Origin of the sequence: Streptomyces sp. NPDC014991, assembly GCF_043080665.1 — a bacterium.
In the GTDB taxonomy this organism is placed as follows: Bacteria; Actinomycetota; Actinomycetes; order Streptomycetales; family Streptomycetaceae; genus Streptomyces.
The window spans coordinates 211,796-232,350 of sequence record NZ_JBIBVY010000001.1 but is presented as its reverse complement, the minus strand read 5'-3'; the positions used below and the strand labels follow the sequence as shown (position 1 = coordinate 232,350).

The 20,555-nt window shown below is 70.3% G+C and carries 19 protein-coding genes and 1 riboswitch; of the genes, 15 read left to right on the top strand and 4 right to left on the bottom strand.

Annotated elements, in window-relative coordinates:
* The first annotated feature begins 5 nt into the window (after positions 1–5).
* On the top strand, positions 6–980 hold the full coding sequence (locus tag ACF1BE_RS01045; RefSeq protein WP_392196859.1) for a carbohydrate kinase family protein: 975 nt from the start codon (positions 6–8) through the stop codon (positions 978–980).
* Positions 981–1,063: 83 nt separating this feature from the next.
* Here the strand turns inward: ACF1BE_RS01045 and ACF1BE_RS01040 are convergent, their stop codons facing one another.
* Complete coding sequence (locus ACF1BE_RS01040; protein WP_392196858.1) at positions 1,064–2,446, bottom strand: cysteine desulfurase/sulfurtransferase TusA family protein; 1,383 nt, start codon at positions 2,444–2,446, stop codon at positions 1,064–1,066.
* Between the two features lie 326 nt (positions 2,447–2,772).
* Between ACF1BE_RS01040 and coxB the strand changes: the two genes are divergently transcribed.
* The 4 genes from coxB to ACF1BE_RS01020 all read left to right on the top strand — a co-directional run bounded on the left by coxB (position 2,773) and on the right by ACF1BE_RS01020 (position 7,286).
* Positions 2,773–3,732 (top strand): cytochrome c oxidase subunit II, encoded by a 960-nt coding sequence (gene coxB / locus ACF1BE_RS01035; protein WP_392196857.1) that lies wholly within the window; start codon positions 2,773–2,775, stop codon positions 3,730–3,732.
* Positions 3,729–5,465, top strand: a complete 1,737-nt coding sequence (gene ctaD, locus ACF1BE_RS01030) for a cytochrome c oxidase subunit I (protein WP_392196856.1) — start codon at positions 3,729–3,731, stop codon at positions 5,463–5,465. The genes coxB and ctaD overlap by 4 nt, the downstream gene beginning before the upstream one ends.
* The gene (locus ACF1BE_RS01025) at positions 5,462–5,860 is read left to right on the top strand and encodes a cytochrome c oxidase subunit 4 (protein WP_392196855.1); all 399 of its coding nucleotides are present in this window, start codon (positions 5,462–5,464) and stop codon (positions 5,858–5,860) included. Before ctaD ends, ACF1BE_RS01025 begins: the two co-directional genes overlap by 4 nt.
* Before the next feature lie 163 nt (positions 5,861–6,023).
* Positions 6,024–7,286, top strand: coding sequence for an Ig-like domain-containing protein (locus ACF1BE_RS01020; protein WP_392196854.1), 1,263 nt, complete (start codon positions 6,024–6,026; stop codon positions 7,284–7,286).
* 104 nt (positions 7,287–7,390) lie between these two features.
* Here the strand turns inward: ACF1BE_RS01020 and ACF1BE_RS01015 are convergent, their stop codons facing one another.
* Positions 7,391–7,792 (bottom strand): hypothetical protein, encoded by a 402-nt coding sequence (locus ACF1BE_RS01015; RefSeq protein ID WP_392196853.1) that lies wholly within the window; start codon positions 7,790–7,792, stop codon positions 7,391–7,393.
* Positions 7,793–7,946: 154 nt separating this feature from the next.
* On the opposite strand from ACF1BE_RS01015, the gene ACF1BE_RS01010 reads away from it, so the two are divergent.
* The 6 genes from ACF1BE_RS01010 to ACF1BE_RS00985 all read left to right on the top strand — a co-directional run bounded on the left by ACF1BE_RS01010 (position 7,947) and on the right by ACF1BE_RS00985 (position 15,045).
* Positions 7,947–8,567 (top strand): heme-copper oxidase subunit III, encoded by a 621-nt coding sequence (locus ACF1BE_RS01010; protein ID WP_121789187.1) that lies wholly within the window; start codon positions 7,947–7,949, stop codon positions 8,565–8,567.
* A gap of 61 nt (positions 8,568–8,628) precedes the next feature.
* Entirely contained in the window at positions 8,629–9,441 is an 813-nt protein-coding gene (locus tag ACF1BE_RS01005) for a c-type cytochrome (RefSeq protein WP_392196852.1), read from the top strand.
* Positions 9,438–10,496, top strand: a complete 1,059-nt coding sequence (locus ACF1BE_RS01000; RefSeq protein ID WP_392196851.1) for a Rieske 2Fe-2S domain-containing protein — start codon at positions 9,438–9,440, stop codon at positions 10,494–10,496. The genes ACF1BE_RS01005 and ACF1BE_RS01000 overlap by 4 nt, the downstream gene beginning before the upstream one ends.
* Positions 10,493–12,130: a cytochrome bc complex cytochrome b subunit gene (locus ACF1BE_RS00995; protein WP_392196850.1), complete on the top strand. Its 1,638-nt coding sequence runs from the start codon at positions 10,493–10,495 to the stop codon at positions 12,128–12,130. Before ACF1BE_RS01000 ends, ACF1BE_RS00995 begins: the two co-directional genes overlap by 4 nt.
* 121 nt (positions 12,131–12,251) lie before the next feature.
* Positions 12,252–13,316: an anthranilate phosphoribosyltransferase gene (gene trpD / locus ACF1BE_RS00990; RefSeq protein WP_392196849.1), complete on the top strand. Its 1,065-nt coding sequence runs from the start codon at positions 12,252–12,254 to the stop codon at positions 13,314–13,316.
* A gap of 74 nt (positions 13,317–13,390) precedes the next feature.
* Positions 13,391–13,507: riboswitch (SAM riboswitch) on the top strand.
* A gap of 176 nt (positions 13,508–13,683) precedes the next feature.
* On the top strand, positions 13,684–15,045 hold the full coding sequence (locus tag ACF1BE_RS00985) for an aminotransferase class V-fold PLP-dependent enzyme (protein WP_392196848.1): 1,362 nt from the start codon (positions 13,684–13,686) through the stop codon (positions 15,043–15,045).
* A gap of 143 nt (positions 15,046–15,188) precedes the next feature.
* On the opposite strand, the gene ACF1BE_RS00980 is transcribed toward ACF1BE_RS00985, so the two are convergent.
* Both ACF1BE_RS00980 and ACF1BE_RS00975 read right to left on the bottom strand, forming a co-directional pair.
* Positions 15,189–15,470, bottom strand: coding sequence for an Lrp/AsnC family transcriptional regulator (locus ACF1BE_RS00980; RefSeq protein WP_392196847.1), 282 nt, complete (start codon positions 15,468–15,470; stop codon positions 15,189–15,191).
* Positions 15,467–16,261: a rhomboid family intramembrane serine protease gene (locus tag ACF1BE_RS00975; protein ID WP_392196846.1), complete on the bottom strand. Its 795-nt coding sequence runs from the start codon at positions 16,259–16,261 to the stop codon at positions 15,467–15,469. The genes ACF1BE_RS00980 and ACF1BE_RS00975 overlap by 4 nt, the downstream gene beginning before the upstream one ends.
* A gap of 153 nt (positions 16,262–16,414) precedes the next feature.
* On the opposite strand from ACF1BE_RS00975, the gene ACF1BE_RS00970 reads away from it, so the two are divergent.
* The 4 genes from ACF1BE_RS00970 (at position 16,415) to ACF1BE_RS00955 (ending at position 20,542) form a co-directional block, all read left to right on the top strand.
* A complete protein-coding gene (locus tag ACF1BE_RS00970) occupies positions 16,415–16,654 on the top strand; it encodes a hypothetical protein (RefSeq protein WP_014672226.1) in 240 nt (79 codons plus the stop codon).
* Positions 16,655–16,699: 45 nt separating this feature from the next.
* Entirely contained in the window at positions 16,700–18,043 is a 1,344-nt protein-coding gene (locus ACF1BE_RS00965) for an NYN domain-containing protein (protein ID WP_392196845.1), read from the top strand.
* Positions 18,044–18,255: 212 nt separating this feature from the next.
* Positions 18,256–19,290, top strand: coding sequence for an NlpC/P60 family protein (locus tag ACF1BE_RS00960; RefSeq protein ID WP_392196844.1), 1,035 nt, complete (start codon positions 18,256–18,258; stop codon positions 19,288–19,290).
* A gap of 241 nt (positions 19,291–19,531) precedes the next feature.
* Positions 19,532–20,542: an NlpC/P60 family protein gene (locus tag ACF1BE_RS00955; protein ID WP_392196843.1), complete on the top strand. Its 1,011-nt coding sequence runs from the start codon at positions 19,532–19,534 to the stop codon at positions 20,540–20,542.
* The last annotated feature ends 13 nt before the right edge of the window (positions 20,543–20,555 follow it).

Sequence of the window (20,555 nt, the reverse complement as noted above, 5' to 3'; positions counted from 1 at the left end):
GCGTCGTGCGCATCGCAGTCACCGGCTCCATCGCCACTGACCACCTCATGACCTTCCCCGGCCGCTTCGCCGACCAGTTCGTCGCGGACCAGCTGCACACGGTTTCGCTCTCCTTCCTTGTCGACAACCTCGACGTACGCCGGGGCGGCGTCGGCGCCAACATCGCCTTCGGCATGGGCCAGCTCGGCACCAGGCCCATCCTGGTCGGAGCCGCCGGCTTCGACTTCGACGAGTACCGCGCCTGGCTCGACCGGCACGGCGTGGACACCGAGTCCGTCCGCATCTCCGAGACCCTGCACACCGCCCGCTTCGTGTGCACCACGGACGCCGACCACAACCAGATCGGCTCCTTCTACACCGGCGCCATGAGCGAGGCGCGCCTCATCGAACTGAAGACCGTCGCGGACCGCGTCAACGGCCTGGACCTGGTCCTCATCGGCGCCGACGACCCCGAGGGGATGCTCCGCCACACCGAGGAGTGCCGTACCCGGGGCATCCCGTTCGCCGCCGACTTCTCCCAGCAGATCGCCCGCATGGCGGGCGAGGAGATCCGGATCCTGCTGGAGGGCGCCACCTACCTGTTCTCCAACGAGTACGAGAAGGGACTCATCGAGTCCAAGACCGGCTGGACCGGCGACGAGATCCTGGCCAAGGTCGGCCACCGCGTCACCACGCTCGGCTCGCGGGGCGTGCGCATCGAGCGGGCCGGCGAGGACCCGATCGAGGTCGGCTGCCCGGAGGAGGAGCGCAAGGCCGACCCCACGGGTGTCGGCGACGCCTTCCGCGCGGGTTTCCTCTCCGGACTGGCCTGGGGGGTCTCCCTGGAGCGGGCGGCGCAGGTGGGATGCATGCTGGCCACGCTCGTCATCGAGACGGTCGGTACGCAGGAGTACCGGCTGCGCCGGGAGTCCTTCATGGAGCGCTTCACCAAGGCGTACGGGGAGTCGGCCGCCGAAGAGGTGCGGGGCCACCTGCGCTGAGACCCGTTCCCGCCCGGGGTGCGTGGGGGACCGCTCCGGCGGCCCCCCGCGCATCCCGGAGCCGCACCCCCGGACCGGCCCCCTCAGCTCGTCCGGCGGACCACGTAGGCCGTGCCCCGCTCCGCCGGCTCCTCACCGGCGTACTCCTGCCCGCGCATCTCGCACCAGGCCGGGATGTCCAGCCGGGCCGCCTCGTCGTCCGACAGCACCCGCACGGTGCCGCCCACCGGCACGTCCCCGATCACCCTGGCCAGCTCGATGACCGGGATCGGGCACCGTCTGCCGAGCGCGTCGACGAGAAGCTCCGCCGTCCGGACGGCCGCCGCCGGCGCCGCGGCCGGTGCCCCCAGCTTCTCCCGCACCCCGGCCACGGCCCCCGGCAGCACCTGGAGGAAGCGCTCCACGTCCGCCTCGGCCGTGCCCGGCGCCAGGGACACCCGGACGTTGCCCTCGCTCAGCACCCCCATCGCCTTCAGCACATGGCTGGGCGTCAGTGTGCTGCTCGTGCAGGAGGAACCGGAGGAGACCGAGAAGCCCGCCCGGTCCAGTTCGTGCAGCAGCGCCTCACCGTCGACGTAGAGGCAGGAGAAGGTCACGATCCCGGGGAGCCGGTGCTCGGCGTCGCCGACCACCTCCACGTCCGGCACCAGCTCCGGCACCCGCGCCCGGATCCGCTCCGTCAGCTCCCGCAGCCGTACCGCCTCCTCGGCCGCCTCGGCCCGTACCGCGCGCAGCGAGGCCACGGCCGCCACGATCGCCGGGAGGTTCTCGAAGCCGGGCGCCCGGCCCGACTCCCGCTCGTCCACCGGCCCCTGGGCGGCGAACCGCACGCCCTTGCGTACGACGAGCAGCCCGGCCCCCGGCGGCCCGCCCCACTTGTGCGCGCTGGCCGCCAGCAGCGACCAGTCGCCCGCGACCGGCCCCCAGCCCAGCGACTGGGCCGCGTCCACCAGCAGCGGCACCCCGGCCGCCCGGCACGCCTCGGCCACCTCGGCCACCGGCTGTACGGTGCCCACCTCGTGGTTGGCCGACTGGAGGCAGGCCAGCGCGGTGTCGGGGCGGAGGGCGGCGGCGAAGGCCGACGGGTCGACGGCTCCCGTCCGGCCGACGGCCACCCGGGTGACCGTGCCCCCGTCCGCCTCGAACACGTCCGCCGAATGGAGTACGCAGGAGTGTTCGACCGCGGACACGATCAGGTGGCGTCCGGCCCGGCGCCGGCCGGCCAGCGCCCCCGCCGTCCCGCTGTGCACGGCCCGGGTTCCGGACGCGGTGAACACGACCTCGTCCGCCCGGCATCCCACGGCCTCGGCAGCCGCCTCCCGGGCGGCGTCCAGCAGCATCCGCGCCCTGCGTCCCTCCCGGTGGAGCCGGGCGGGGTCGGCCCAGCCTTCGTCGAGCGAGGCCAACAGGGCCTGGCGGGCCACGGGATGGAGCGGGGCGGCGGAGGCGGCGTCGAAGTAGGACACACAGCCACGGTAGAACGTGGTCCGGCACGGCCTGCCGCAGGGGCGTGCGGACGTGCCCGAACAAGGGGCCGCCGTGCGGCGCGAGCAGCCACGACGTGTCCGCGCCGGTGCCCCAAACCGCGACAACCCCGAGCTAACAGGCGCCGGGCTCCACCTCGTCGGAGTGACAGGCGGCGCGTATGCCCCCCTCCCCGCGAACCCCCGAAGGGCGTCGGCTAGGGTTTGGTCCGCATAAACATCCAAACCCCTGCCCGACGCAGGGCGGCGACCGACCAGCGAGAAGGCCGCAGCCGACCGCGCGGGCGAGACTCTCGGGAAGGCGCTACGTGAGTCCCAACGGCTCCGACCGCTCGCCGCGGCGCCCGATGCGGCGGAAGCTGCTGCAGGCACTGACCGCGGGCCTGGTCCTGGCGACCGCAACCGGTTGCACATACAAGGACTTCCCCCGCCTTGGCATGCCCACCCCGACCACGGAAGAGGCTCCGCGGATCCTCTCCCTGTGGCAGGGCTCCTGGGCTGCCGCGCTCGCCGTCGGCGTGCTGGTGTGGGGCCTGATCCTGTGGAGTGCTTTCTTCCACCGGCGCAGCCGCACGAAGATCGAAGTACCTCCGCAGACGCGGTACAACATGCCGATCGAGGCCCTCTACACAGTGGTCCCGATCATCATCATCTCGGTGCTCTTCTACTTCACGGCCCGGGACGAGTCCAAGCTCCTCGACCTGTCGAAGAAGCCCGACGTCACGGTCAACGTGGTCGGCTACCAGTGGAGCTGGGGCTTCAACTACATCGCGGACGTCCCCGGTTCCACCGGTGACGCGCGGACCGACGCCAACCTGGCCAGTGTCCCGGACCGGTACAAGAAGTCCTTCCCGGCGCACGCCGGCGGTGTCTACGACGCCGGTGTGCCCGGTACGCGGAACCCGCAGAACGGCAACCCCGGTCCCACGCTGTGGCTGCCCAAGGGCAAGACGGTCCGCTTCGTCCTGACCTCGCGTGACGTCATCCACTCGTTCTGGGTGCTGCCGTTCCTCATGAAGCAGGACGTCATTCCGGGCCACCCCAACGCCTTCCAGGTGACTCCCAACAAGGAGGGCACCTTCCGGGGCAAGTGCGCCGAGCTGTGCGGCGTCGACCACTCCCGCATGCTGTTCAACGTGAAGGTCGTCTCCCCGGAGCGCTACGAGCAGCACCTCAAGGACCTCGTCAAGAAGGGGCAGACCGGTTACATTCCCGCGGGCATCGAGCAGACGACCCACGAGAAGAACCGGGAGTTCAACATCCTGTGAGCATCCTCAACGAACCCCAGGGTGCCGCGGCAGCAGGGTCCCACTATGAGGACGAGCTGCCGGTCCGGCGCCAGCGCCGCGGTGAAGTGGTCGTCAAGTGGCTCACGACCACCGATCACAAGACGATCGGCACGCTGTATCTGGCGACGTCGTTCGTGTTCTTCCTGATCGGTGGCGTGATGGCGCTGCTGATGCGCGCCGAGCTGGCCCGGCCGGGCCTGCAGTTCATGTCGAACGAGCAGTTCAACCAGGCGTTCACCATGCACGGCACCGTGATGCTGCTGATGTTCGCCACCCCGCTGTTCGCCGGTTTCGCGAACTGGATCATGCCGCTCCAGATCGGCGCGCCCGACGTGGCGTTCCCGCGGCTGAACATGTTCGCCTACTGGCTGTACCTGTTCGGCTCGCTCGTCGCGGTCGCCGGCTTCCTCACCCCGCAGGGTGCGGCCGACTTCGGCTGGTTCGCCTACTCCCCGCTGTCGAACGCGATCCGTTCGCCGGGCCTCGGCGCCGACATGTGGATCATGGGTCTGGCCTTCTCCGGCTTCGGCACCATCCTCGGCTCGGTCAACTTCATCACCACGATCATCTGCATGCGCGCCCCGGGCATGACCATGTTCCGCATGCCGATCTTCGTGTGGAACGTGCTGCTGACCGGTGTCCTGGTCCTGCTGGCCTTCCCGGTGCTGGCCGCCGCCCTGTTCGCCCTGGAGGCGGACCGCAAGTTCGGCGCCCACGTCTTCGACGCCGCCAACGGCGGAGCGCTGCTGTGGCAACACCTCTTCTGGTTCTTCGGCCATCCGGAGGTGTACATCATCGCGCTGCCGTTCTTCGGGATCATCTCCGAAGTGATCCCGGTGTTCAGCCGCAAGCCGATGTTCGGCTACATGGGGCTGATCGCCGCGACCATCGCGATCGCCGGCCTGTCCGTGACCGTGTGGGCCCACCACATGTACGTCACCGGCGGTGTGCTGCTGCCGTTCTTCTCCTTCATGACCTTCCTGATCGCCGTCCCGACCGGTGTGAAGTTCTTCAACTGGATCGGCACGATGTGGAAGGGCTCGCTGTCCTTCGAGACACCGATGCTCTGGGCCACCGGCTTCCTGATCACCTTCACGTTCGGTGGTCTGACCGGTGTCATCCTGGCCTCGCCGCCGATGGACTTCCACGTCTCCGACAGCTACTTCGTGGTGGCGCACTTCCACTACGTGGTCTTCGGAACGGTCGTCTTCGCCATGTTCTCCGGCTTCCACTTCTGGTGGCCGAAGTGGACCGGCAAGATGCTGGACGAGCGCCTCGGCAAGATCACCTTCTGGACGCTGTTCATCGGCTTCCACGGCACCTTCCTGGTCCAGCACTGGCTGGGCGCGGAGGGCATGCCCCGTCGTTACGCCGACTACCTGGCGGCCGACGGCTTCACCGCCCTGAACACGGTCTCGACGATCAGTTCGTTCCTGCTGGGCCTGTCGATCCTGCCGTTCCTCTACAACGTGTGGAAGACGGCCAAGTACGGCAAGCCGGTCGGCGTGGACGACCCGTGGGGCTACGGCCGCTCGCTGGAGTGGGCGACCTCCTGCCCGCCCCCGCGGCACAACTTCCTCACCCTGCCGCGGATCCGCAGCGAATCCCCGGCGTTCGACCTGCACCACCCCGAGATCGCCGCCCTCGAGCAGCTTGAGCACGCCGGCCACGGCACCAGCGCTGTCACGGGCAGCAAGGAGGCCGGCAAGTGAAGATCCAGGGCTGGTTGTTCATCTGGCTGAGCGTCTTCATCCTGATCATGGCCAGCGTGTACGGCGTGTGGTCGAAGGAGCCGGCCGGTACCACCGCGCTCTTCCTGGCCTTCGGCCTGACCGTCATGATCGGCTTCTACCTGGGCTTCACGGCCCGGCGGGTCGACGCGGGCGCCCAGGACGACAAGGAAGCGGACGTCGCGGACGACGCCGGCGAGCTGGGCTTCTTCAGCCCGCACAGCTGGCAGCCGCTCATGCTGGGTGTCGGCGGCGCGTTCGCCTTCCTCGGTGTCGCGGTCGGCTGGTGGCTGCTCTACTTCGCCGCCCCGATCATCATGATCGGTCTGTTCGGCTGGGTGTTCGAGTACTACCACGGTGAGAACCGCACCCAGTAGCACGCGCCGAGCGCACCGGGAGCCCGGACCCTCCGCCAGGAGGGTCCGGGCTCCCGTCGTCCGCGCATGTGCGGCGGGGCGTGTCCGTCCTTTGCTGCTGTGTCGTTCGCTCGTACGGATTACCCGCCGTGCCGGTATGGTCTCCAGCTCATAGCGTGATCGTATGAACCACATTCCGCGGACCCGCACCGTCGTCAGCTGCACCCTGCTGGTGACCGCCCTCGGCGCGGGCGTCACCGCCTGCGGTTCGGACGGCAACCCCCTGTCGGCCAAGCCGTACGACGCAGCGGGCCTGATCTCCTTCAACGGCCCCACCGGTGCAGAGAAGCGGGCCGATCCGGACAAGCCCCTGGAGGTCACCGCCAACGGTGACGAGGGGCGTATCACCGACGTCACCGCCCAGGACTCCACAGGGCGCTACGTCGCGGGCGAACTCGCCGCCGACGGCAGCCGCTGGCACAGCACCTCCCCCCTGGCCGCCAACGCCCACTACACGGTCAGGGTGAGCACCGAGGACGAGGACGGGGCGCCCGGCCGCAGGGTCCTCACGTTCGACACCAGCAAGCCCACCAGCAAGAAGCGTCTGAACGTCACGTTCGGGCCGCAGGCGGGCACCTACGGAGTCGGGCAGCCCATCACGGCCCAGCTCGACCACGAGATCAAGGACAAGGCGCAGCGCGCCGTCGTGGAACGCGCCCTGCGGGTGGAGTCCACGCCGGCCGTGCAGGGCGCCTGGTACTGGGTGGACGCCAAGGAACTCCACTACCGCCCCAAGGAGTACTGGCCCACCCACGCCACCGTCCGGGTGCACAGCAACCTGGACGGCGTCCGGATCAACGACCGGCTGTGGGGCGGCGCCGCCAAGCCGCTGAAGATCACCACCGGTGACCGGGTCGAGGCCGTCACGGACGCCTCGTCGCACCAGATGACGGTCTACAAGAACGGTGCCGAGATCAACCAGATCCCCGTCACCACCGGCAAGCCCGGCTACGAGACCCGCAACGGCGTCAAGGTGGTACTCGGCAAGCAGTACTTCGTACGCATGCGCAGCACCACGGTCGGCATCGCCGAGGGCAGCTCCGACTCCTACGACCTGCCCGTCTACTACGCCACCCGGGTGACCTGGTCCGGGGAGTACGTCCACGCCGCCCCCTGGTCCGTGGGCTCCCAGGGGTACGCCAACGTCAGCCACGGCTGCACCGGCATGAACACGTCCAACGCCGAGTGGTTCTTCGACACCGTCCGCGAGGGCGACATCGTGCGGGTCGTCAACTCCGACGGCGACGCGATGGAGCCCTTCGGCAACGGCTTCGGCGACTGGAACGTCGACTGGGCGAAGTGGCGCCAGGGCAGCGCCCTCTTCAACGGCACACCGGACGGCCCGGCACCGGGAGACGCGCTGCGCCTCCAGCCGACGGCCGTGTGAGCGCTTCCCGGGGGCACGGGGCCGTACCGGCGTGCGGGCCGCCCGCGTGGGCGCCGGGAGCGCCCACAGGGCCGCCCCCGGGCACGCCCCCGCACCCCGGGACCCTAGGCGCTCAGCAGCCTCCTGCGGCGCAGGAGGGAGGCCAGCGAGGAGGCGAACTCGGCCGGGTCCACCGGCAGCGTCACGGCGGCGTCGGCGCGGCTCCAGGTGGCCAGCCAGGCGTCCTGGGGGCGGCCCATCAGCAGGAGGACCGGCGGGCAGTCGAACACCTCGTCCTTGATCTGCCGGCACATCCCCATGCCCCCCATCGGCACGGCCTCGCCGTCGAGCACGCAGACGTCGATGCCGCCCTTGTCCAGCTCGCGCAGCACCGCCTCGGGAGTCGCGCACTCCACGAACTCCACCAGGGGGACGTCCGGGGCCGGCCTGCGCCCGGCGGCCAGCCGTACTTGCTCGCGGGTGTTGGAGTCGTCGCTGTAGACCAGCACCGTGGCGGTCGGCTGCATTGTTCCTCCGGGACGTCAGCGTCGTACGGACAGGACGGACAGGGCCGTTCGGGCGGATGTTACTCCCATGAACACCACGTCAGCACCGGTTCGACGGGGGGCAACACTCCGAACGGCACCCCCCGGAGTGAGGGCGGGATAAGCGACCGACATAATGTCGGTCGTGGCGACAGCAACGACAGTAGAAACCGGGCACGCGCACCCGTCGGTCAACCGACCGAACCTCACCAGCGTCGGAACCATCATCTGGCTGAGTTCCGAGCTGATGTTCTTCGCGGCCCTCTTCGCGATGTACTTCACCCTCCGGTCGGTGACCGGACCGGCCCACTGGAAGGAGATGGCGCACGCGCTCAACGTGCCCTTCTCCGCGACGAACACCACGATCCTGGTGCTCTCCTCCCTCACCTGCCAGCTCGGTGTCTTCGCTGCCGAACGCGGCGACGTGAAGAAGCTCCGTGGCTGGTTCACTCTCACCTTCATCATGGGTGCGATCTTCATCGGCGGTCAGATCTACGAGTACACGGAGCTGGTGAAGAAGGACGGCATCTCGCTGTCCTCGGACCCGTACGGCTCGGTGTTCTACCTGACCACCGGCTTCCACGGCCTGCACGTGACGGGCGGTCTCATCGCCTTCCTGCTGGTCCTCGGCCGCACCTACGCGGCCAAGAGGTTCACGCACGAGCAGGCGACCGCCGCCATCGTCGTGTCCTACTACTGGCACTTCGTCGATGTCGTCTGGATCGGCCTCTTCGCCACGATCTACCTGATCAAGTAGCGGGGACCGCTCCCGCAATCCAGAAGCACCGACGCAGAAGATCCTGACACCGGGGTAATCCGTGAAAAAGCTCTCCGCACGACGACGCCATCCGCTGGCGGCGGTCGTCGTCCTACTCCTCGCGCTGGCGGCCACTGGGGGGCTGTACGCCGCGTTCGCGCCCGCGGGCAAGGCGCAGGCCGACGACACCTCCCAGTCCCTCACCATCAAGGAGGGCAAGAAGCTCTACGAGGTCGGCTGCGCCAGCTGCCACGGCACCGGTGGCCAGGGCTCCTCCGACGGCCCCAGCCTGGTCGGCGTGGGTGCGGCCGCGGTCGACTTCCAGGTGGGCACCGGCCGTATGCCGGCCTCCACCTCCGAGATGGCCCAGCTCCCGCGCAAGAAGGTCTCCTACACGCAGACCGAGATCGACCAGCTCGCCGCGTACGTGGCGTCGCTGGGCGCCGGCCCGAGCGTGCCGACCAAGGACCAGTACGGCCCGGCCGGCGCGGACATCGCCAAGGGCGGCGAACTGTTCCGGACCAACTGCGCGCAGTGCCACAACTTCACCGGCAAGGGCGGTGCCCTCACCAAGGGCAAGTACGCGCCCAGCCTGGAGGGTGTCGCTCCCAAGCACATCTACGAGGCCATGCAGACCGGCCCGCAGAACATGCCGTCCTTCCCCGACACCACGATGTCGGAGAAGAACAAGAAGGACATCATCGCGTACCTGAACGCGGTCAACGGCGATGAGACGGAGAACCCGGGTGGTCTGGAGCTGGGCGGCGTCGGGCCGGTCAGCGAGGGTCTCTTCGGCTGGATCTTCGGTCTCGGCGGACTGATCGTCGTCGCCGTGTGGGTCGCCGCCCGGACCGCAAAGGCCAAGAAGTCATGAGTAGCCAAGACATTCCAGAAGAGAACCTGCCCGCCGGGCGGGACCACGCGCACGGCGCGGTGGACGTCGCGGACCACGAGAACCCGTTCGCGAACCCCGGACTGCCGCCGCACGAGCACCGGATCCAGGACGTCGACGAGCGGGCCGCCAAGCGGTCCGAGCGCATGGTCGCCCTGCTGTTCACGGTGTCGATGCTGGCGACGATCGGCTTCATCGCCGCCTACCTGGCGATCCCGAACGACAAGTCGATCTTCGTCTTCCCGCTCGGGCACATCAGCGCGATGAACTTCACGCTGGGTCTGACCCTCGGCATCGCCCTGTTCACCATCGGCGCGGGCGCGGTCCACTGGGCCCGCACCCTGATGTCCGACGTGGAGGTCGCCGACGACCGTCACCCGATCGAGGCCTCACCCGAGGTCCGCGCGAAGGTCCACGACGACTTCCGCCTGGGTGCCAAGGAGTCGGCTCTCGGCCGCCGCAAGCTGATCCGCAACACCATGTTCGGCGCGCTGGCCCTGGTGCCGCTCTCCGGCGTGATGCTGCTCGGCGGTCTGGGCCCGGCCCCCGGGACCAAGCTCCGCCACACCCTGTGGGCGAAGAACAAGCGCCTGGTCAACATGAACACGAACCAGCCGCTGCGTCCCGAGGACATCGCCGTCGGCTCGCTCACCTTCGCCAAGCCCGACGGCCTGGAGGAGCGCGCCGAGGACTTCCAGGACGAGATCGCCAAGGCGGCCCTGATGATCGTCCGGCTCCAGCCGGGCAACATCAAGGACAAGCGCGAACTCGACTGGTCGCACGAGGGCATCGTCGCGTTCTCGAAGATCTGCACCCACGTGGGCTGCCCGATCTCGCTGTACGAGCAGCAGACGCACCACGTGCTGTGCCCGTGCCACCAGTCCACCTTCGACCTCTCCGACGGCGCCCGGGTCATCTTCGGCCCCGCCGGCCACCCCCTGCCGCAGCTGCGCATCGGTGTGGACAGTGAGGGTTACCTCCAGGCGCTCGGCGACTTCGAGGAGCCCGTCGGTCCTGCTTTCTGGGAGCGCGGATGAGTACTGCACCGAACGAAGAGTCCCGCTCTCGCGGGAAGGCACCGGCCGGCGAGCGCATCGCCGACTGGGCCGACGGCAGGCTCGGGATCTACTCCCTGGCCAAGGCCAACATGCGCAAGATCTTCCCGGACCACTGGTCCTTCATGCTCGGCGAGATCTGCTTGTACAGCTTCCTCATCATCATCCTGACGGGTGTCTATCTGACACTGTTCTTCCACCCGTCGATGAACGAGGTCGAATACCACGGCAGCTACATCCCGCTCCAGGGACAGCTGATGTCCGAGGCGTTCAACTCGACCATGCACATCTCGTTCGACGTGCGCGGTGGTCTGCTCATGCGGCAGATCCACCACTGGGCGGCGGTCGTCTTCCTCGCCGGCATGTTCGTGCACATGATGCGCGTGTTCTTCACCGGCGCGTTCCGCAAGCCGCGTGAGATCAACTGGCTGTTCGGCTTCCTGCTGTTCGTCCTCGGCATGTTCACCGGCTTCACCGGTTACTCCCTGCCGGACGACCTGCTCTCGGGCACCGGTGTCCGCTTCACCCAGGGCGCGATCCTGTCCGTGCCGATCGTCGGCACCTACATCTCGATGTTCCTGTTCGGTGGCGAGTTCCCCGGCCACGACTTCGTGGCCCGGTTCTACTCGATCCACATCCTGCTGCTTCCGGGCATCATGCTCGGCCTGGTGGTGGCGCACCTGATCCTGGTCTTCTACCACAAGCACACGCAGTTCGCGGGCCCCGGCCGGAACAACACGAACGTCGTCGGCATGCCGCTGCTGCCGGTCTACATGGCCAAGGCCGGCGGGTTCTTCTTCCTGGTGTTCGGCTTCATCGCCCTCATCGCCGGCATGGTGTCCATCAACCCGATCTGGGCGATGGGCCCCTACCGTCCCGACCAGGTCTCCACGGGCGCCCAGCCCGACTGGTACATGGGCTTCGCCGAGGGTCTCGTCCGCGCCATGCCGGGCTGGGAGATCAACTTCTGGGGCCACACGCTGGTCCTGGGCGTGTTCGTCCCGCTGGTCCTGTTCGGGCTGTTCCTCGCGGTGATCGCGCTGTACCCGTTCATCGAGTCCTGGATCACCGGCGACAAGCGCGAGCACCACATCCTGGACCGGCCGCGCAACGCCCCGACCCGCACCGCCTTCGGTGCCGCGTGGGTCGCCGGCTACGTGATCATGCTGATCGGTGGCGGCAACGACATCATCGCCACGCACTTCCACCTGTCGATCAACGCGGTCACCTGGTTCGTCCGGATCGCGTTCTTCGCCGGGCCGGTGCTCACGTTCATCGCCACCAGGCGGATCTGCCTCGGCCTCCAGCGCCGCGACCGCGACAAGGTGCTGCACGGCCGCGAGACCGGCATCATCAAGCGGCTGCCGCACGGTGAGTTCATCGAGGTGCACGAGCCGCTCAGCCAGGAGCAGCTGCACACGCTCACCGCGCACGAGCAGTACCGGCCGGCCGAGATCGGTCCGACGACCGACGAGAACGGCGTCGAGCGCAAGGTGGGCACCTCCCAGAAGCTGCGGGTGAAGCTCTCCAACGCCTACTACGGCGAGGACAGCCAGATCCCGAAGCCGACCGTCGAGGAGTTCAAGGAGATCACGAGCGGCCACGGCCACCACTGATCCCGGCGTCGCCACACCACGCAGAAGGGCCCCGTCCGTGTCGCGGACGGGGCCCTTCGCGGTGTCTCCGGCTGGATAGGGTGGGGTACGACGGAGCAGGACTGTGTACGAGGAGCGGCTGATGAGCGCTGTGACCCCCGCTGGCGGCGACACCGCGGCGGGCCGCTCCTGGCCCGCCCTGCTGAACGGTCTCCTTCAGGGCCGTGACCTGGCGGCCGACGACACCGCGTGGGCGATGGACCGGATCATGCGCGGTGAGGCGACCGACGCCCAGATCGCCGGATTCGCGGTGGCGCTGCGGGCGAAGGGGCAGACGGTCCAGGAGATCACCGGCCTGGTCCGCACCATGTACGAGCACGCGAACGTGATCGAGGTACCCGGCCGCACCGTCGACATCGTCGGCACCGGCGGCGACGGAGCCAGGACGGTGAACATCTCCACCATGTCCTCGCTCGTCGTGGCCGGTACGGGCGCGAAGGTCGTCAAGCACGGCAACCGGGCCGCGTCCTCGGCGTCCGGCTCCTCCGACGTCCTGGAGAAGCTCGGCGTCAACCTCGACCTCACCCCCCGCCGGGTCGCGGAGGTCGCGGAGGAGGCCGGCATCACCTTCTGCTTCGCCGTGAAGTTCCACCCGGCGCTGCGCCATGTGGGCGCCGCCCGCGGACAGCTCGGCATCCGGACGGTGTTCAACCTGCTCGGCCCGCTGACCAACCCGGCGCGGGTGCGGGCCCAGGCGGTCGGTGTCGCCGTCGCGCACGAGGCGCCCATCGTCGCCGGCGTGCTCGCGGAACGGGGCAACTCCTCCCTGGTCTTCCGCGGCGACGACGGCCTGGACGAACTGACGACGACATCCACCTCCCGGGTGTGGGTGGTCCGCGACGGCCGGGTCCGCGAGGAGTCCTTCGACCCCCGTGACGCGGGTCTCGACCTGGTTCCGGTGGAGGCGCTGCGCGGCGGCGACCCGGCCCACAACGCGGACGTCGCCCGCCGCCTGCTCGACGGCGAGCGGGGGCCCGTACGGGACGCCGTCCTGCTGAACTCGGCGGCGGCCCTGGTGGCCCTGGACCCGACCGACGCGTCGCTCCCCGAGCAGCTCCGCGCCGGCATGGTGAAGGCCGCGGAGTCGATCGACTCGGGGGCGGCCCGGCGGACGCTGGAGCGGTGGGTGGCGGCCAGCAACGCCTGACCGCACCGCACGTCGTCCCGCGATCCGGACACGGGTTGCGGGACGACGATCAGTTCGCGTACGTTCTTCCACCAGGTCATGAGTGACAGTCATGAGGCCCCGGCCGACTGTCCGGCAACCCTCCGTCCGTGGCGGGGTGCCCCGGGTGAGGACCAGGCCGTGGACAACAAGGTCCACGGCAAGCGCGGATCCCTCGCACACTTCTGAGAGTGTGGGGCCAGGGATCCTGGTCGTCGAGGAGCCCCCCGTGAGCAAGCGAATGCGCTAGGGCCGCAGAGCCCCGCCTCCGCATCCCCCTTCACCCCACCGGCGCTCGAGCACGCCCGCTCGCCCGGCGGATTCCACCTGCCTTCACGGGAGTTCAGCCATGTCCCTCTCCACCGCTGCCGCCGACCGGTCCCTTCGCGCCCCGCTGCCCGTGCTGGGCCGGGACGTCACCGTCCCGCTCGTGACGGGCGGCGAGGTCGCCTACGCCGCGCTCGACTACGCGGCCAGCGCCCCCGCCCTCCAGCGGGTCTGGGACGACGTCGCGGCCTACGCGCCGTACTACGGCAGCGTCCACCGTGGTGCCGGCTACCTCTCCCAGCTCTCCACCGACCTGTTCGAGAACGCCCGCGGGACCGTCGCCGAGTTCCTCGGCTGCCGCCCGGCCGACCAGGTCGTCTTCACCCGCTCGACCACCGACTCCCTCAACCTCCTGGCACGCGCGCTCCCGGCCGGCTGCCAGGTCTTCGTCTTCGAGACCGAGCACCACGCCTCCCTGCTGCCCTGGCAGGACGCCCGGGTGACCTGCCTCGACGCCCCGCGCACCCCGCAGCAGGCGGTCCGGACCCTGGAGCGGGCCCTGGCCGACCGCGACCCCCACGGCCCGGCCCTGGTCTGCGTCACGGGTGCCTCCAACGTCACCGGCGAGCTGTGGCCGGTGCGCGAGCTGGCCGCCGCCGCGCACGCCCACGGCGCCCGCATCGTCCTGGACGCCGCTCAGCTGGTCCCCCACCACCCGGTGGACATCGGGGACCTGGACGTCGACTGGGTCGCCTTCTCCGGCCACAAGCTGTACGCCCCCTTCGGCTCCGGCGTCCTGGCCGGCCGCGCCGACTGGCTCCAGGCGGCCGAGCCGTACCTCGCGGGCGGCGGCGCCAGCCGCAAGGTGACCCGGCGGCAGGACGGCGGGGTGGCCGTGGAGTGGCACGACAGCGCCGCCCGCCACGAGGCCGGCTCCCCGAACGTGATCGGCGTGTACTCCATCGCCTCCGCCTGCAAGGCCCTCACCGAGGCCGGCTGGGACACCCTCGTCGCCCGCGAGGAGCACCTGATCCGCACGGTCCGCGAGGGCCTGGCCGGAATCCCGGAGGTCAGGATCCTCTCCCTCTTCGGCGACGACGCCCCGCGCGTGGGCGTCCTCTCCTTCGTCGTCGACGGCTGGAACAGCTCGCACTTCGCCGCCGCCCTGTCCGCCGAGTACGGCATCGGCGTCCGCGACGGCCTCTTCTGCGCCCACCCCCTCGTCCGCACCCTGCTGGGCACCGACCCGCAGGCCCAGGGGGAGTGCGGCGCCCCGGAGGCGGCCCCGGGCGAGAGGTCCCTGAACGCCGTCCGGGTCAGCTTCGGTGCCGGCACCCCCGACGAGCACGTCGAGCGCTTCGTGAACGCCGTACGGGAACTGGTGCGGGACGGCGCCCGGTGGCAGTACCGCACGGAGGACGGCCGCTGCGTCCCGGCGGTCTGAGGAAGCCGGCCCGCCTCCCGGCCCCTGCCGGGGTGGCGGGCCCTGACGCGACGGCCTAGCATCTTTCGTTCGGATCAGGCCGGATCAGGGAGCGGGTCCTGGTGCCAGGACCCGCGAGCCCGGCATGATCCGAACGAGAGGCCCTAGTTGTCGAGGCCGATCGCGAACGCCGCTTCCAGGTCGTGCTGGGAGTAGGTGCGGAACGCGACGTGCGTGTCGGTGGCCTCCACGCCGGGGATCTTGCTGATCCGGCCGGGAATGATCTCGGCGAGGTCCTCGTGCTGCCCGACCCGGACCATGGCGATCAGGTCGTAGGTGCCGGTGACCGAGAAGACCTCGCTGACGCTGTCCAGCGCGGCGATGCGCTCCGCGATCTCGGGGATCCGGTCCACGCTGGTCTTGATCAGAACGATCGCGGTGATCACGGCTGTGTCTCTCCCTCGGTGACCGGAGCTGGTGCGGCCCTCACTCTAGTCGCCCGTTCGTCTCCCACCGCCGCCCCGCCGGGACCGCCCGCGCGGCTCCGCCCGCGTCCGTAGCGCACCCACGCGTAGCCGAATCCCAGGCCGAACCCGACCAGGTGCGCGAGGTAGGCCACCCCGGGCCCGTCGGAGGCCCGCCCCGCCGCGAACCACTGGAGCGCCGCCCAGAACGGCAGCACCACCCAGGCCGGGAAGCGCAGCGGCAGGAAGAACAGGAAGGGCAGAAGACTGGTCACGCGGGCGCGGGGGAACAGGTAGAGGAAGGCTCCGAGGACCGCCGAGATCGCCCCGGAGGCGCCGACCAGCGACTGCTCGGAGGTGGCGTTGGCGGCCGCGTAGCCCAGCAGGGCGAGGTACCCGCAGCCGACGTAGAACAGGGTGAACTGCACCCGGCCCATGCGTTCCTCGGTCATCGCCCCGAAGACGAAGAGGAACAGCATGTTGCCGAGCAGGTGGACCCAGCTGCCGTGCACGAACAGCGCGGTGGCCGGGGTGAGTGCTTCCCGGGCCGGTCTGCCGAACAGTTCGGCCGGCACCACGCCCCAGCGCCGGAAGTACGTCCGCTGCGCGGCGAGCAGCGCGTCCCCGGTGCCGTACCCGGGGGTGAGTCCGGAGGCGGGGCCCAGGACGAAGAGCAGACAGCACAGGACGATGAGGCCATACGTGATCGGCGCCGGGGTGCCCCGGACCGCTCGGAGTGCCCTGCCGACCGCCGTGCTCCAGGTGCTGATCATGACTACAGAGCATGACGTAACGGGATGGATGCTGACAGACCGCCTCGCCGCCGTGGACGGGCGGGCGGCGAGGTCCCGGCAGGCCGTAGGGTTACGAGCCACACGCGCCGGGGAACGGCGCGGACCGACACGAGAAGGAAGCGGACAGTCACGATGACGGTTCCCCTGCCGACGGCCACGACACGATGGCGCTGCACCCTGTGCGGCAACCTCACCCGCTTCGACGTGACCCGCTCGTCCAAGGTCGTCGAGTACGTCCATCTCGACCTGGCCGGTGAGCCGACGGTGGAGGAGCGCGAGGTGGTCAGTGAGACCATCGAGTCGGTGCGCTGCCGCTGGTGCAACGCGGTGGACCAGGTGGAACTCGTGGACAGGCCGGGCGCCGGCTCCTGAAGCGGAGCGGTCCCGGAGCGGCTTTTCGGTATTGGGGTGTGACGGATGGTGGAGAGCGCAGGCGGGGGGCCGGGCGACGGCACCGCTGAGGTGCTCGACCGTCCGCTGCCCGACGGCGTGCGCCGGCGGGTCGTGCAGATCGTCTCGGACGGCTTCGGCGGGCTGACCATGGCCGAACTTCCTGCCCAGTTGCGGCAGTACGCCCGGTTCGCCCCGAACCGCCGGGCCAAGTTCGCCGGCAACGCGATGGCGGCGGCGCTGGAGACCGATCCGCTGTTCCGGCAGCGGATCGGGGAGAAGTACAGAGAGACGCAGCCGGAACTCGCCGGCGCCCTCGACTCCGGCTCGCCGCCCCCGGCCGCGGATCCGCTCGACGTGGCGGCCGCGGCCTACGTACTGCGCCCGGCGGGCTGGGTGAAGCTGGTCACCGCGGCCGGCGAGGAGGCCCAGCGCGCGGACGCCGAGCGGGCCGACGAGGAGAACCGCGCCGAGCTGGACCGGCTGCGCGCGGAGCTGGCCCAGGCCCGCGACCACACCCGCGCCGAGACGGAGAGGCTGCGCACGGAGCTGGAGTCGGCGAGGAAGGAAGCCGACTCGCTGCACCGCAAGCTGCGGGCCGCGCTCAGCGACGTCAAGCGGGGCGAGGCCGCGCTGCGCAAGGCGCACGGCGAGATGGACGCCGCGCGCGCCGAGGCGCACGCCCGGGTGTCGGCCGCTGACAGCGAGTCGCGGCGGCTCAAGGCCCGTCTGAGCGAGGCCGAGGCCGCGCTGGAGGCCACCCGGCGGGCGGCCCGGGAGGGCCGCAGCGTGGAGGACATGCGGGTACGGCTGCTGCTCGACACCCTGCTGGAGGCGGCCCAGGGCCTGCGGCGCGAACTCGCCCTGCCCCCGGTGTCCGTGCGCCCGGCCGAGACGGTCGACGCGGTGGAGCCGGGCCGGATGACCCCGAAGGACATCGCGGCGCGCGCCCTGTCCGAGAACGACCCGGCCATCCTCGACCAGCTCCTCGCGCTGCCGCAGGCGCATCTGGTCGTCGACGGCTACAACGTGACCAAGACCGGCTATCCGCAGATGCCGCTGGAGAAGCAGCGGCTCAGGCTGCTGGGCCAGCTCTCCACGCTCGCCGCGCAGACCGGGGCCGAGGTGACGTGTGTCTTCGACGGCGCCGAACTGGCCGTGCCGGTGCTGCTCGCGCCGCCGCGCGGGGTGCGTGTGCTGTTCTCCAAGCCGGGGGTCACGGCCGACGAGCTGATCCGCCAGCTGGTGCGCGCGGAACCGCCGGGGCGTCCGGTCATCGTCGCCTCCACCGACCGCGAGGTGGCCGACGGGGTCGCCAGGGCGGGTGCCCGTCCCGTGGCTTCTGCGGTGCTTCTGAAGCGACTGTCCTGAAGGCCCAACGGACGTCATTCATGCCCGAATTGGGCGTAACGTCGCGCAACGTTGCGTCAATCGCGTCTCACTGCAGGTGAGTTATGTGCAAAGAATGCATGGCGTGACAGGGTTTTTTCCTGTGAGGATTTGAACTGATCACAACTGTGTCACTAGGGTCTGGGCTCGAACCTCCGAACGGGTGATCACTCACAAGAAGGAGTTCGTCCTCCGTGGCGTCCCACCGTCGACCCAAGCAGCCCAGTCGCACCCGTGTGACCGTGCTGACCACCGCAGCCGCCGCTGCCGTCGCGCTCAGCGCGAACGCCGCCAACGCCGCCCCCAGCGAGAAGCTGAGCAAGGACGAGGTGAAGGCCAAGGTCGACAAGCTCTACGAGCAGGCGGAGCAGGCGACCGAGAAGTACAACGGCGCCAAGGAGAAGCAGCAGAAGCTGCAGAAGGACATCTCCACCATCCAGGACGACGTCGCCCGCGGCCAGGAGGAGCTGAACAAGCTCCGCGACGGCCTGGGTTCGCTGGCCACCGCGCAGTACCGCTCCGGCGGCATCGACGCCTCCGTCCAGCTCTTCCTGTCCTCCGACCCGGACGACTATCTCGACAAGGCGTCCACGCTCGACCAGTTGAGCAGCCAGCAGGTCGACGCGCTGAAGAAGATCCAGGACAAACAGCGCGAACTGGCCCAGGAGCGGGCCGAGGCCACCGAGAAACTCAAGGACCTCGCCGCCACCCGCACCGAACTGGGCAACAAGAAGCAGGAGGTCCAGGGCAAGCTCGCCGACGCGCAGAAGCTCCTGAACACCCTGACCGCCAAGGAGAAGGCGCAGCTCGCGCAGGAGCAGCAGCGCGCCAACCGCTCCTCCACCGAGCGCGTGGACCTCGGCGACGCCCCGCCCGCCTCCGGACGCGCCTCGGCGGCCTTCTCCGCCGCCCAGAGCCAGATCGGCAAGCCGTACGTCTACGGCGCGACGGGCCCCTCCTCCTTCGACTGCTCGGGCCTGACCTCCTGGGCCTACGCCCAGGCCGGCGTGTCCATCCCGCGCACCTCCGAGGCGCAGGCGAACATCGGCACCCGGATCGGCTCGGTCGGTGGCCTGAAGGTCGGCGATCTGGTCTTCTTCTACGGCGACCTGCACCACGTGGGCCTGTACGCCGGCAACGGCCAGGTGCTGCACGCCCCGCACACCGGTGCCGTCGTCCGCTACGAGGCCATCGGCAACATGCCGTTCCAGTTCGGCGTCCGGGTCTGACCCGTACGACACGGAGACGGGGGCGCCCGAACGGGCGAATCCCGGTGACCGTAACTGACGTCACGCCCCGCCCATGACCTGCGTCAGCGGCGGGGCGTCACCCTGTGTTGACTCCGCGGTCTTTGGCCCTACCCCCTCCGCACGGCTACTGTCTGCCGCGTTTCCCCGGCGCCGGGGTCTTCCCCGTCCCCGGCGCCGGCGAGACGCGTCCTGTAGGCCAGCGGAAGGAACACGGCTTCTCGTGGGCTCTCATCGCCGCCTTGCCCCGTCCGGATTCGACCGGGGCTCCGTCGCCCTGTGCGTGGTGTCGGCCGCGGCGGCCGCGCTCGGCGCCGTACCGGCGCACGCGGCGCCGGACGCCGACACCCGCGCCGAGGTGGACCGTCTGTACGAGGCCGCCGAGAAGGCGACCCAGGCCTACGACCGGGCCGACGAGCGGGCCGGGGTGCTGCGCAGGGAGGTCCGCGACGCGCAGGACCACATCGCCCGGCAGCAGCAGCGCATCAACACCGCGCGGGAGCGGCTCGGTTCGCTGGCCGGCGCCCAGTACCGCGCCGGCGGCATCGACCCGGCCGTCGCCCTGCTCTTCTCCGACGACCCCGACGACTACCTCGACCGGGCCTCCACCCTCGACCGCATCGGCAGCCGGCAGGCGGGCCAGCTCCGGCAGTTGCGGTCCGCGCTGCGCGACCTGGCCCAGGAACGCGCGGAGGCGACCGGCAAGCTCGCCGAACTGGAGCGCAGCCGCAGGGCGGTGGCCGCCCACAAGCGGACCGTGGAGCGGAAGCTCGCCCGGGCCCGGCAGCTGATCAACGCCCTGCCCGCCGCCGCGCGTGCCGCCTACGACCGGGCCTCCCGGGGCAGCCGCGCGGACCTGCCCGACCCGATCGGCGCCCTCGCCGCCGACGGCCGCGCCGCCGCGGCCCTGGCCGCCGCCCGCTCCGCCCTCGGCCGCCCCTACGTCTGGGGTGCCAACGGCCCCTCCGGCTTCGACTGTTCGGGCCTGATGCAGTGGTCGTACGCGCATGCCGGCATCCACCTGCCGCGCACCTCGCAGGCGCAGCGCTTCGCCGGCCGGCAGGTCCCGCTCTCCCAGGCCCGCCCCGGCGACCTGGTCGTGTACCGCTCCGACGCCAGCCACGTGGCGATGTACGCCGGCAACGGCCAGGTCATCCACGCGCCCTATCCCGGCGCACCGGTGCGCTACGACCCGGTCGGGATGATGCCCGTCTCCTCGGTCACCAGACCCTGACCGCCCGCTCGCC